This is a genomic window from Methylobacter tundripaludum, from assembly GCF_002934365.1.
Lineage (GTDB): Bacteria > Pseudomonadota > Gammaproteobacteria > Methylococcales > Methylomonadaceae > Methylobacter_A > Methylobacter_A tundripaludum_A.
Genome location: NZ_PTIY01000027.1, coordinates 1 through 12,931 on the forward strand (window position 1 = coordinate 1; position 12,931 = coordinate 12,931).

Below are 12,931 nucleotides of genomic sequence, written 5' to 3' on the forward strand. Positions count from 1 at the left end.
TAATCTGGTATCTTTGTTCTTGGCTTAGCTGTTTATAGTTTCTCATGCGCTTTCTCGTCTTTGGTCGGATTGAAAAAAGCGTGAAACTATATCAGCTAACCTTTTTCTTTTCCGATTAGTGCCGATTGCACTTATGAGTTGAATCTAAGTATGAATAAAAAGGCTGTTCACTTTTAATGATTTTCGTCACTACTCAGCACGGCGAAAAGCATAGATTTTTTCGCCTTGTGCCTTGCGTACTAACGCCAATATCGCCTGCTGCAATGATGGTGTCGGTACCGTTACCAGGAGCTTCCGGCAGTCCAGGCGCTAGGGAACCTCGAAAAACCTGTTCCGTTCATGCTTCGACAAGCTCAGCACGAACGGAACAGGTTGATTTTCCTAGAACCGTTCGTATTGAGCTTGTCGAAATGCGAGGGTTTTTCGAGGTTCCTTCTAACCTGTATGCCGGAGAAATAATTTATCCTCACACTAAATTCTACTCAACAGCCTGTATAGGCGTATAATTTAACTACATTCTCCAGATAACTGTAACCTTTTTCAAAAGATTCCGCGTATGTCCATTAGCCTTAGAAAAATCACTCATCAAGTTTTAGTCGGCGATGTTAAAGTCGGCGGCGGCGCACCTATCGTTGTTCAGTCGATGACCAATACCGATACCGCCAACGTTACGGCGACCGTTAACCAAATCATCGAACTGGCCGCCGCCGGTTCCGAGCTGGTCCGCATCACGGTCAATTCCGAGGAAGCGGCTGCGGCCGTTGCCGAAATCCGCAACCAGCTGGACAAAAAAGGCAACTCAACCCCCATCGTCGGCGACTTCCATTTTAACGGCCATAAACTGCTGGAAAAATATCCCGACTGCGCCCGCGCTTTGGACAAATACCGGATCAATCCGGGCAACGTAGGCCGCGGCAAGAGCCGTGACCCGCAATTTCAGCAAATGATCGAATTTGCCTGCCAATACGACAAACCGGTGCGTATCGGCGTCAACGGCGGCAGCTTGGATCAAGCCGTGCTGACCCGCTTGCTCGATGAAAACAGAAGCCTGCAAACACCCGAGCCTTTGGCCGCGGTCACCCGTAAAGCGATCGTCTTATCCGCGCTTGAAAGCGCCGCCAAGGCCGAAGAACTGGGCCTTGGCAAAAACAAAATCATCCTGTCCTGCAAGATCAGCAATGTGCAGGAACTGATCAATATCTACCAGGATCTTTCCAGCCGTTGCGATTATGCACTGCATCTGGGATTGACCGAGGCGGGCATGGGTTCCAAAGGCATCGTCTCTTCGGCCGCCGCGTTATCGGTGTTGATGCAGCAAGGCATCGGCGACACCATCCGCATTTCGCTGACGCCGGAACCCGGCGCATCCAGAACCCAGGAAGTCATCGTCGGCCAGGAAATCCTGCAAACCATGGGCTTTAGGTCGTTCACCCCGATGGTTATCTCCTGCCCCGGTTGCGGTCGCACCACCAGCGATTATTTCCAGAAACTGGCGATGGACATTCAAAGCTATCTGCGCGATCAAATGCCGGTATGGCGCACTCAATATCCGGGCGTTGAGACCATGGAAGTGGCGGTCATGGGTTGCGTGGTCAACGGTCCGGGCGAAAGCAAAAACGCCAATATCGGCATCAGCCTGCCCGGCACCGGCGAATCCCCGGTAGCACCGGTTTATGAAGACGGCGAAAAAACCGTCACGCTGAAAGGCGACCGGATTGCCGAAGAGTTTCAGGAAATCGTGCAACGCTATATTGAAACGCACTACGCGCCGTAGTTGCCGTCAATGAGGCTGCGTTAAATTATCGTCCCCCGATAAGGAGTCAATATGACTAATCCAGCATTTGTATTGCCCGATCCAATAGTCACGCCCGAAGCGTATCTATTGCTGGAAAACGATAATAATACCGAGACCCGGCATGAGTATGTTAATGGGCTTGTTTATGCCATGACCGGGACCAGTCGCGACCATAACCGTATTAGCGGGCGACTGTATGTGCGCCTGTCACAGCATTTGCAAGGCACCCGTTGCGAGCCGTTTCAATCCGACATGAAAGTGAGGATTCAGCGCGGCAGCGACGTGCGTTTTTACTACCCGGATGTGCAAGTCGCCTGCGAGGAAGAAACCGACCGTTATTACAACGAACAACCTTGTTTGATTGTGGAAGTGCTGTCCGATTCCACTCAGCGAACCGATCGCACCGAAAAGCTCATGGCTTATCAAACGATTGATCGTTTACAAGAGTATGTCCTACTGTCTCAAGACTCGCCCTATCTGGAAATCTACCGCCGCCGAAGCGATTGGCAGCGTGAAAGTTTCTCCGAAAAACAGACCGTTACCTTGGAGTCAATTGATTTGACGTTGGTAGTGGAAGAGCTTTATCTATAAAACTCGTAGTTTGGGTTACAACTGTATGGATACAGTTACCGAGGCGTGTCTTTTTACGCCGTAACCCAACGCATTCCCGCAGCAAAGTTATTGCCCTAACATTTTCACCTGTTTTTTCTTGCAATCGCCGACAAAAAATCCACATAACATAGCGCAATAGCTTCGGTTTGATGCATTTTTGATTCCTAATGAAGTATGGTAACTTACCTGCGCCGTTGGCTATGCCCCGTTGGGAGTCTTAGCTGATGCGGCATTCGGCTATAACAACCTGAATAATAAATAGCCGGCTTAATTATAAAACTATGAGGAAGAAAAAATGCCAAAGAAAACAACAAGAAAACTACTCCCCAAAAAACTGGCGGGCGTGGCGATTATCGGAGCAATGGCCGCACCGGCCGCTGTTTTAGCCGGAGGAGCCCCATTACAGTTGCCGCAGTCGGTTAGCTCCGACCAACAAACTAAATCCTTGAAGGTTGAGCTGGACGTTAAATCCGAAGCCTATACCCTGCCCGGCCCCTCGCCGACACCGAATGGCTCGACCCAAAGCAACCCGGTAGTCAAGGCGCGCGGCATTAAACTGACCGACAGCAAACCCCAAGCATCTCAAGCCAACGGATTACTGGTCGGCCCCACGTTGCGCATCCGCCCCGGCGATAAAGTGAATGTTAAGCTGATAAACAGCCTCGGCTACAGCGAATCGGAAGGCGACGGCAGCCATAGCATGACCAATCCGCACGGCTTCGATGTGATCAATTTGCATACGCACGGTTTGCATGTATCCCCCAACAGTCCGAGCGACAATGTGTTGCTCAGCATTTACCCGCAGGGAACCCCGGACTACGTCCTTCAGGATTGCAGCAATGAAAGCGGCCAAGCAAATTGCGTCATCGGCCAGTACCCCTATTCATATAACATTCCGTCCAATCACCCCTCCGGTACTTATTGGTACCACGCCCACAAGCACGGCGCGGTATCGATGCACTTGGCCGACGGCTTTGCCGGGGCGTTGATCATGGAAGACCCTGAACACGGATTGGAAAGTTTACCGGCGGTAAAGAAGGCCCAAGAGCAGATCCTGATGCTCCAGGAAGTCCAATACAATGGAGACCACAAAGGCGATTCCACCGATCCTTATCAAATTACCTGCATGAGCGTTTACGGCAATAATACAGGCTGCGCTTTCGGCGGCCAGAGTTTGCCAACCCCAAAAGTCATCAACAACGCCATATCGGTCAACGGGCAATTCCAGCCGTCCATTTCCATGCGGACCGATGAAGTCCAGCTTTGGCGAGTCATCAACGGCACCATCGGCAATGTCGTACCGATGTGTTTGCTGCCTTTGAACGGCACGACCGCGCCGTCGCCCACGTCCTATGTGCTGGCGACCGATGGCGTACCTTTGCAACGTCCTACCGCAAGCACTACCGACTTGCCGGTCATCATGGGCCTCACGCCGGCGACTACTCCGATTAATGGCGATGATGTACTGAACAACGAATTGCTGTTTTTGGCCGCCGGACAACGGCTGGACATGATGGTCCAGGCACCCGCCAACGCGGGCACTTATGGTTTGTACGATTCCACCGTTGCAGGCACGAAACTTCCAATCGGGCAATTATGCCAAGCCTCGGCATACGCCAATGCAACGCCGATTCTCACCGTATCGGTCACCGATTCCAAAAGCGATATAGCCTATAACACGGCCATTCCGACCCAGGCGGAACTTAACAAACTCAATGCACCGAAGACCATCACCGCCGAGCAAAGCCCGCAGCTGCCGACCCAGGGCGTGGTATACGGCTTTACCACCAATACTTATGCGGACAAGGACGGCGGCGCGTCAGTGGTCAACGGCAGGGTGTTCAATCCCGTCCGCAGCCAGCGCGATCTCGTCTTGAATCAAGTGGACAAATGGGCCGTGCAAAGCGCTGTCGATACCCATATGTTTCATATTCACATCAACTCGTTCCAGTTGGTATCGCGAGGCCAGTTGAAATATCCGTTCCCGGTCTGGCGCGATACCCTACTGGTCAATTGCGCCGGCGTCGCCGAAAGCGGCGGCTGTTCATTCCCCGGCGGGTTGACAGGAGGCAATCCGTCAGGCAATTACGGCGAAGTCGTGCAGTTTGTACAACAACCCCTGGACTACACCGGTGCGCTGGTTGAGCATTGCCATAATGTCAACCACGAGGATAACGGCATGATGGAATTGGTGGAGATATTACCTCCTGCCCACGGCAAGAAAGCCAAGTCCGGTAAGCCGCATAAAGGCCACAGCCACTAGCCTTATAGCCCGTAGATGCCAAGGCATTAAATTTTAATCCTGTAGGGCGCAATAGGCGTTAGCCGTATTGCGCCCCTTTCAAAACTCAACATGCCTAGCCTTACCAATCGCCATGCCTGCCGTGCTCTTCAATGAATTTGCTTATCCCTGTCGATTCGCCGTGTATTTCAAAAGAAAATATTTCAGGCTGCCCGGATTTTGATTCAAACCCTTCAACCTCAACTTCAAATTCTGTAGCTTCCTGTATTAAATTGTCATCCTCATCATACTCGGCGTTAATCCCATAACAATCACCGTAAACGCCAAAAATAAGGTTGTCATAAACAGCCAAATAACGTTCATCATCTGACGGATAATCCTTATCGGGCGTCCATGCGGCAAATGGCGTTGGATGCAACTCTGCGAATTTTTTTGCTATCTGTATTTTTTGACTGTTACTGATCATTTCTATTTATGGTGGACTGTTGTGGATTGACTGGCGTCATTTATTGCCTTTAAGCGGCGAAGTACAACCCTAGGTTTGCACTCCGAACTTTTAACAGTTTAACACCCAATGGAGGTTAGGAGGCCGCGCGTTGACGAAGGGGCAGGAACAATCGATAAAAATCAACCCAACTTTGCAGCTTTCATTGCCGCAAGCGCCTTTCTTTCGGCCGCACGCCAAAATAATACACCGCCAAAAACATCACACCGATACTGAAAAACACCTTGGCAAACGGCCTGAAACTGTCGTTGAAAAAGAACTCTCCTATCATCCAAATCGCATTGCCGCATATCCAGCTGCTGACGGCCAAATTATGAAACAGGTTTGCGGCGTTTTTTCGCCCCAGCCAGGTGATGTGAAAAGCCGCCGCAACTGTCGGCATGATCATGAAAACGCCTTCAAGCCGCCATTCCATCAACCAACAGGTATCTTTCAAAAGCCACAGCATAATGTGAAAATTTTCATATTCGCGAAGTTTTGTCTCACTCATCCGATAGCCTTATTCAGTCCAATTTTTCGCTCTTTGCACGGCTTTAAGCCAATAGTGTTTTAACGATTTAACGTCCTGCTGCGGCATTTGCGGGTGAAACGCCCGGTCTGTCCGCCATTTCCGGTTAAGCTCGTCGACAGTCCATAATCCGATGGCGATGCCGGCCAGATACGCCGCGCCCAAAGCCGTGGTTTCAAGATTCGCAGGCCGGACGACTTCAACAGACGATATATCGGCCTGGAATTGCGTCAGCCTATTGTTGACCGCCGCGCCGCCATCGATTCTCAACTGGGTAATCGGACTGCCGCTTTCGACAGAAAGCAGCTGCAATACCTCATCGACCTGAAAACAAATACTCTCCAGCGCCGCACGGGCAAGGTGCGCCGAGGTTGTGCCGCGCGTAATGCCGAAGATCGCACCGCGCGCATGCGGGTCCCAGTGCGGCGCGCCAAGGCCGGTCAGTGCAGGCACGAAATACACCCCGCCATTGTCGTCTACGCTATCGGCAAGCCGTTCGCTATCCGCGGCATTCGGGAACAACTGCAAGCCGTCGCGCAGCCATTGAATGACCGCGCCGCCGACAAACACGCCGCCTTCAAGCGCATAATGGATTTGATCGCCGATTTGCCATGCAATCGTGGTTAACAGGCCATGACTCGATGCGACTCTTTGCAACCCGGTATTCATCATCAAAAACGAGCCGGTGCCGTAAGTGCATTTAGCCATGCCCGCGTTGATGCACAGCTGGCCGAACAACCCCGCCTGCTGGTCGCCGGCAATCGCGGCGATAGGAATCCCCGCCCCTATTTCCTGGTTGCGCGTTTGCCCATAAACCTCGCTGGACGATTTGACGGCCGGCAGCAACGATGCGGGTATGCCGAACAGCACCAGTAATTCATCGTCCCACTGCATCGTATCGATGTTGAACAATAAGGTTCGGGCGGCATTGGACACATCGGTGATATGCAGCTCGCCGTCGGTCAGCTTCCAGACCAGCCAGGAATCTATCGTCCCGAACGCCAATTCCCCGCGCTCGGCTTGCCCGCGCGCACCATCGACATGATCCAGCAACCAGCGGATTTTTGTCGCCGAAAAATAAGCATCAAGCAGCAGGCCGGTTTTAGCCTTAACCATCGCTTCCGCTCCGGCCTGTTTTAGCCCGATACAGTCATCAGCCGTGCGCCTGTCCTGCCATACGATCGCGTTGTAAATCGGCTTGCCTGTGCTGCGCTCCCAGATGACCGTAGTCTCGCGCTGATTGGTGATGCCGATTCCGGCAATATCGGCCGGGGCCAGTTGCGCGTCCCGCAGCACTTGCCGAAAAACCTCGGATTGCGACGCCCATATTTCTTCGGCGTCGTGCTCGACCCAACCGGGCTGCGGAAAATGTTGCGTGAACGTCTGCTGCGCCATCGCAACGGGATTAGCCTGCCGGTCATAAAGAACGCAACGCGAACTGCTGGTGCCCTGGTCTATCGCTAAAATATAGCTCATCGTTTTCACCTTGATGGAGACGGAATTCCGCAGCCGCACTTACCGCATCTTCGAGTCCAGCGTGATCATTTCGCCATCCACGACAAAGCGGCCATAGCCGTGATGATGAATGGTTTTCGGATTAATTTGCGCCGGATCGATCCAGGCTTTAACCACCTCAAGCACGAACAGATTGTATTTGTTCACCAGATCGGTATCGGTCACTTTGCATTCGAGATTGGCGAAACATTCAGCGATCAACGGCGCCGCCACCCGCTGAGCCGGCAGCGGCGTCAACGCAAAGGCATCAAACTTGTCAATTTTACTGCCCGAGGAATTGCCGACCTGAACGACAAGGGTCGCCAACTCTACCGCCGGCACCGCAATCACGCATTCCCCGGTTGCCCGCAACGCCGCATAACTGTAATCGTTGCCGCTGACCACGCAGGCAACCAGCGGCGGCTCAAACTCCACCATCATATGCCAGGACATGGTCATCACGTTGGCCCGCCCCTTGTCGGCAGTGGTCAGCAAAACGACCGGCCCCGGTTCCAACAATTGATAGACTTTCGACAACGGAAGCTCTTGCATAATCACTCCTGCTTTTTGGTTAAATGTCTTTCTTTCATAATAACTGAGCCGGAAAAGTTTACCCTAAAGATATTTGTCGGCGTTCTTACTCCAACCAAACCCTGTATGTTTTTCCGCCATCTTCGAAAACAAACAGCTGCCGAGGAATAATGCCGTTGGCGCGGATAGAATCGGCCAACTGTTTGAGGTCGATTTTTCCCGAAGCCTTGATGCGCTCCAATACGTCCTCGGGGATCAGATGCTCCAAATCCAGCACCGCCTCGGCAGGCATCGCCACCGAAACGCGCTGCTCATCGCCTTCGGTAACGCGCACACAAAGCTTGGCCGCCTGCTGGTCAAAGCTCAGCGCGGTGGCCGTCGGCAGCTCAACAGCAGGCAGTTGATAGGCCATTGCCCGCTCGATCAAGTCCCTGCCTACCGCTTGTTGCAGCAGCGGCCACCAGGCGAGGTTGACATCCAGCTGTTGTAATTGCTGGATTAGCCCCTGAAAGGCGCGCATCAGCAGGAACAAGTCGGAAGGCCCGGCCGACCTGAACCACCAGCGGTAATCGCCGAGTAAATCGTTAACCCCCTGCCCTAGCTGCCATTGCTCGGGATTAAACGGATGATTTAATAAAAAAGGCCGGAATAAAATCTGGCATAAGGCAGGCAGCGAACCGCCGATATAGCTGAGTTTTTTACTGTCGAAACCCAGCGCCGCAAAACAGTCCAGCGGTTTGGTAGGGTTGCGTTCGCGGCAACCGGCAATCAACTTAAGCAGCGCCAGCCTGCGTTGTTCGGCGATGGTAATCGTGCAGCCGTAGTCCAGCAATGTGACTAACGCTTGACCGTTTGGGTCATGACTGTAAAAAACATTGCCCGGATGCGGATCGCCATGCACTTCGCCCGCAACAAACAGGCTTTTAAACAGCGTGGTCACCAGCGTTTGGCCGATAGCCAGGCGATCCCGTTCCGGCCAGTTAGCGGCCTTGTCGATCAGCACGCCTTCCGCCCTGCTTTGCACCAGAACGCGTTCACGGCATAAATCCATATACACTTTTGGAACCTGCAATCCCGGCACTTGTACAGCACGGCCGAAATAATCCTGCCTCTGGGCTTCCGAGCGGTAATCAAGCTCGCGCTGCATATTGTCGCGCAGGCTTCTTTTATAAGCGTCAAGATCGAAACCCCAGCGGTTGACCGGCCCCACGCCGGGCATCAAGCCGACCAGGCGCAGTTCGGCATCGACCGCATCGCTAATATCGGGATAGCGGATTTTGACCGCCACCTTGTCTCCGTTTTTAAGTTCGGCAAGATGCACTTGCCCTAATGAAGCCGCAGCGATAGCCGGGGCGATCGAGCGGAAAACGCTTTTGACTTTTTGCCCTAGCTCTTTTTCAAGCAGCGGGATCATGGCTTTTAGCGGTAAAGGCTCTATGCCTTCGACGAGCTCCTGAAAGGGCGTCGCGCCATCGGTACCGGCAAACAACTGGCCGACTTTCATGGTGATCCCGCGCGCATCGGCAAACAACCCGGCCAGCGCGCGTTTGGCGAGCAGGCGTTCAGTCTCGTTCTGGGTGCGTTGCAGTTTTTTGGCCGCCAGCCCGATGCGGAGAAAATGCAGGGCGCGTTTTGCTGTGTTGAGGATAGTCACATTAGTTGGTTTTTGCGGTTTTTATAATGTAGGCTTGTAAATATGTAGATCGGGAAACAGCTTTTCGTTGCCCGACATTTCATAGTCGGTGGTTGAATGGACGGGAGCAAAGTCGAAATCGGCAACGGTGCTTAACCACTAAAATGTCGGGCATAAAAAGAGCAGCCCGACATACGCAATTAAGCAGCCCGGCTAGGCAAAGGCAATTGAAATCTTCCGGCCATGACACCGGCGACTGTTAAGTCTTCATCCAGCTCCTCCCATCTTAAGGCATAGCCGTCGACTTCAATCTGAACTTGCTGAAGCTGGTTTTCAGAGGCTTGGCTGAGAATCCGATAACGATCGGCGGGAAAACCGATAATACGTCCATCGGTTAATTCCAGATAAATCATTCTTTTTTCAGCCCAAGCCTTAATAGCAACAGGCTCTATTTCAATGTCCGTGGTATTCATAATATTTTTCAATTAAGGTTTGTTGATGTTCAAAAACAAGTCGTTCGATTTCTCGTAAATCAGGAGGAGATACGCCTCGATTACGAGCCAAAGCCACAGGATCTAGCCAAAACTTGCATTCATTACCCGCATTACGCACATGAATATGGGGCGGCTCAGAGCCTTCATCAGAGTAAAAATGAAAGCGTAAACTGCCAATTCTTAAAATTGTTGGCATAAGCTTGACAACAGCGCTGATTTAAGTATTTGATTCTGGAAAAGTATAAGGCTAAATTCATGCTTTTAAAATAAACTCTACAGAAAATGGCCTACAGCCAATCCGGGGTTGGCTGCTTTCATAGTCTCTGGAGCTTGGGAATACTGTTTTCTTCGTGTCTTTCCCGGTGAAATTTTTTTAGTTATTGCGTAACATCAATTACTCCACTAACTCCCCCAAAACACAACTCTCATCAACTGCGGTTATCACGCAGTTAAGCGTCCGGTTCTCTACCGACACATCGTTGCCGATCACGCAGCCGACCTTAAGGTAATTCGGCGTATAACCGAACACCCGTTGTTTGTTATCGGCCAACGCTTCGCTGTAGCCTTCCCATAATACCGGGAATTCATTGCCTACATTATCCGCGAAAAACTTCAGTTTCATTTCATCAGCCAACTCATGCAGCTGCCTGCTGCGCTGTTTTTTGATTTCATTGTTCAACTGATCCGGCAGGCTTGCGGCTTTGGTTCCTGCGCGGCTGGAATAGGTGAAGATATGAATATGGCCGAAGCCGATCTGCTTGATGAAGTTGAAGCTCTCCTGCCATTCCTGCTCGGTTTCGCCGGGGAAGCCGACGATAATATCGGTAGTGATATTAAAGTGCGGGATTTGCGCGCGCAATTGCTTGACGATGGCGGCGAATTCCTCGGTTTTGCAGCGCCTAGCCATACGACGCAGCACGGTGTCCGAACCGCTTTGCAGGGGCAAATGCAAATGCGGCATCAGGCGCGGATTGTGGAACAGCTCGAAAAAATCGTCCGGCAATTCCCACGGTTCCAGTGAGCCTAATCTGAGCCTCGGAATGTCGGTTTCGGCCAGGATGGCTTTGATTAGATCGGACAGGTTGTTGCCCAGATCGCTGCCGTAGCCTCCCAAATGCACGCCGGTCAAAATGACTTCGGTGATACCTTGTTGGTGCAGCGCATTGATTTCGTCGATGACCGACTGTACGGGACGGCTGCGCTCGATGCCGCGCGCGACGGTCACGATGCAGAATGTGCAGCGGTAGCGGCAGCCGTCCTGCACTTTGACGAAAGCGCGCTGCCTGCCGCGGGTGAACAGCGATATTTCCCCCGGTTCGGTGGACAGGACGGGCATGCTGTCCATGTTCAGTTCGGCCAGGGTTTTTTCTACCAGTTGATCCTTATCCTTGTTGCTGACGATCAAGTCGACGCCCAGTAAAGACGCGGCCTCATCTTCATTCAAGGTCGCGTAACAGCCGCTGACGACCAGCTTGGCTTGCGGGTTATCCCGGTGTATGCGGCGTATCAGTTGGCGCGATTTTCTGGCCGCATCCTGGGTCACCGCGCAGGAATTAATCACAATCAGATTGGCGGCTTCGGCCTGTCTGGTAATTTGATGGCCGGATTTTTGAAAAGCCTGCGCCCAGGTTTCCAGTTCGGCTTCGTTAAGGCGGCAGCCGAGTGTTTTAAGGTGAACTTTCATTGAGCAATAATGATAAAAATTAGAATACAGATGGCGAGGATAAAACCGAGCTTTTTCATAAAAATTTTATAGGCACAAGGCGAAAGACAAAGGGCGAAGGATTGTTCTTTAGCCTTTAGCTTTAGCCTTTAGCTTTAGCCTTTAGCTTTAGCCTTTAGCCTTTAGCCTTTAGCCTTTAGCCAAAAAACCAGTAGGCGACAAATATGGACGCAACAATGCCCGCAAAGTCGGCTATTATCCCACAGGCGGCGGCATGGCGAATATGTTTGATGCCGACCGAGCCGAAGTAAATCGCCAATACATAAAAGGTGGTTTCGCTGCTACCCTGCACAATCGACGACAAACGTCCGGCAAACGAATCCGCTCCCATCGTCTTCATGGTATCGATCATCATCGCCCTGGCTCCGCTGCCGCTGAACGGCTTGATTAATGCGGTGGGCAGCGCATCGACAAAACGGTCGTCGAGCATGAAGTAATGCACTGCGGCTCGCGCCAGATCGGCCAGCAAATCCAACGCGCCGCTGGCCCTGAACACACCGATCGCAACCAGCATCGCGACCAAATAAGGGATGATGCCGACAGCGGTCTGAAAACCTTCTTTGGCACCCTCTATGAATGCGTCGTAGGCGTTAATCTCCTTATGGATAGCGCCGAGAATAAAAGTAATGACCAGCGAGAACAGGATGAAGTTGCTGATAAGCGCGGATTGTTCCAGCATTTGCTGTTGCGGCAGGCGTGAAAAATACGCCAGCAGGCCGCCGACCACCACCGTAAAGCCGCCCAGGTAAGCCATGATCACTTTATCCAGCAGGTTGATTTTTTGCACGAAGGCGACCGCAAGTAATCCTGCCAAGGTGGACATATACGTGGCTATCAGGATCGGGATGAATACGTCGGTCGGATTGGCCGCCCCCAACTGAGCGCGATAGGTGAAAATCGTGACCGGAAAAAGCGTAACGCTTGAGGTGTTGATGACCAGAAACAGGATTTGCGCATTGCTGGCGGTTTCGGGATTAGGGTTGAGGGTTTGAAGTTCCTGCATCGCCTTGATGCCCAACGGCGTTGCGGCATTATCCAGTCCCAGCGCATTGGCGGAAATATTCATCACGATAGCGCCCAAAGCGGGATGGCCTTTGGGCACATCGGGCATTAGCCGGCTGAATAACGGCGTCAGGCCTTCGGTTAATAACTGGATAAAACCGCTCTTTTCGCCGATGCGCATAATTCCCAGCCACAAGGCCAGCACGCCGGTCAGGCCTAAGGCTATTTCAAAAGCCGATTTCGATAACGCAAACATGGCTTCCATGATTTGCGCAAAAACCTGTTGGTCGCCCAGGAGAACCAGCTTGAACAGCGCGGTGCAAAAAGCGGCGAGAAAAAAGAATATCCAGATGATGTTTAGCACGATGGTTGAATAAGTTAAGCATGCGGAA

12 protein-coding genes are annotated in these 12,931 nt (G+C 52.1%); 3 read left to right on the top strand and 9 right to left on the bottom strand.

Annotated features, from left to right (window positions below; translation table 11 throughout):
* The first annotated feature begins 556 nt into the window (after positions 1-556).
* From ispG to B0F88_RS18305, 3 genes are all read left to right on the top strand, one after another.
* A complete protein-coding gene (gene ispG / locus B0F88_RS18295; protein WP_104425386.1) occupies positions 557-1,774 on the top strand; it encodes a flavodoxin-dependent (E)-4-hydroxy-3-methylbut-2-enyl-diphosphate synthase in 1,218 nt (405 codons plus the stop codon).
* A 51-nt stretch (positions 1,775-1,825) separates the two neighbouring features.
* Positions 1,826-2,386, top strand: coding sequence for a Uma2 family endonuclease (locus B0F88_RS18300; RefSeq protein ID WP_104425387.1), 561 nt, complete (start codon positions 1,826-1,828; stop codon positions 2,384-2,386).
* Between the two features lie 316 nt (positions 2,387-2,702).
* A complete protein-coding gene (locus B0F88_RS18305; protein ID WP_104425388.1) occupies positions 2,703-4,670 on the top strand; it encodes a multicopper oxidase family protein in 1,968 nt (655 codons plus the stop codon).
* 100 nt (positions 4,671-4,770) lie between these two features.
* On the opposite strand, the gene B0F88_RS18310 is transcribed toward B0F88_RS18305, so the two are convergent.
* The 9 genes from B0F88_RS18310 to B0F88_RS18350 all read right to left on the bottom strand — a co-directional run bounded on the left by B0F88_RS18310 (position 4,771) and on the right by B0F88_RS18350 (position 12,903).
* Entirely contained in the window at positions 4,771-5,115 is a 345-nt protein-coding gene (locus B0F88_RS18310; RefSeq protein ID WP_104425389.1) for a hypothetical protein, read from the bottom strand.
* Between the two features lie 181 nt (positions 5,116-5,296).
* Positions 5,297-5,644 (bottom strand): hypothetical protein, encoded by a 348-nt coding sequence (locus tag B0F88_RS18315; protein ID WP_104425390.1) that lies wholly within the window; start codon positions 5,642-5,644, stop codon positions 5,297-5,299.
* A 9-nt stretch (positions 5,645-5,653) separates the two neighbouring features.
* Complete coding sequence (gene glpK, locus B0F88_RS18320) at positions 5,654-7,138, bottom strand: glycerol kinase GlpK (RefSeq protein WP_104425410.1); 1,485 nt, start codon at positions 7,136-7,138, stop codon at positions 5,654-5,656.
* Positions 7,139-7,177: 39 nt separating this feature from the next.
* The gene (locus B0F88_RS18325) at positions 7,178-7,708 is read right to left on the bottom strand and encodes a flavin reductase family protein (protein WP_104425391.1); all 531 of its coding nucleotides are present in this window, start codon (positions 7,706-7,708) and stop codon (positions 7,178-7,180) included.
* Positions 7,709-7,793: 85 nt separating this feature from the next.
* A complete protein-coding gene (locus B0F88_RS18330) occupies positions 7,794-9,341 on the bottom strand; it encodes an AarF/UbiB family protein (RefSeq protein ID WP_104425392.1) in 1,548 nt (515 codons plus the stop codon).
* A 179-nt stretch (positions 9,342-9,520) separates the two neighbouring features.
* On the bottom strand, positions 9,521-9,793 hold the full coding sequence (locus tag B0F88_RS18335) for a DUF2442 domain-containing protein (protein WP_104425393.1): 273 nt from the start codon (positions 9,791-9,793) through the stop codon (positions 9,521-9,523).
* A complete protein-coding gene (locus B0F88_RS18340; protein ID WP_104425394.1) occupies positions 9,774-10,010 on the bottom strand; it encodes a DUF4160 domain-containing protein in 237 nt (78 codons plus the stop codon). The genes B0F88_RS18335 and B0F88_RS18340 overlap by 20 nt, the downstream gene beginning before the upstream one ends.
* Positions 10,011-10,208: 198 nt before the next feature.
* Entirely contained in the window at positions 10,209-11,498 is a 1,290-nt protein-coding gene (gene mtaB, locus B0F88_RS18345; RefSeq protein ID WP_104425395.1) for a tRNA (N(6)-L-threonylcarbamoyladenosine(37)-C(2))-methylthiotransferase MtaB, read from the bottom strand.
* A gap of 175 nt (positions 11,499-11,673) precedes the next feature.
* Positions 11,674-12,903, bottom strand: coding sequence for a nucleoside recognition domain-containing protein (locus B0F88_RS18350; protein ID WP_104425396.1), 1,230 nt, complete (start codon positions 12,901-12,903; stop codon positions 11,674-11,676).
* Positions 12,904-12,931: the final 28 nt, after the last annotated feature.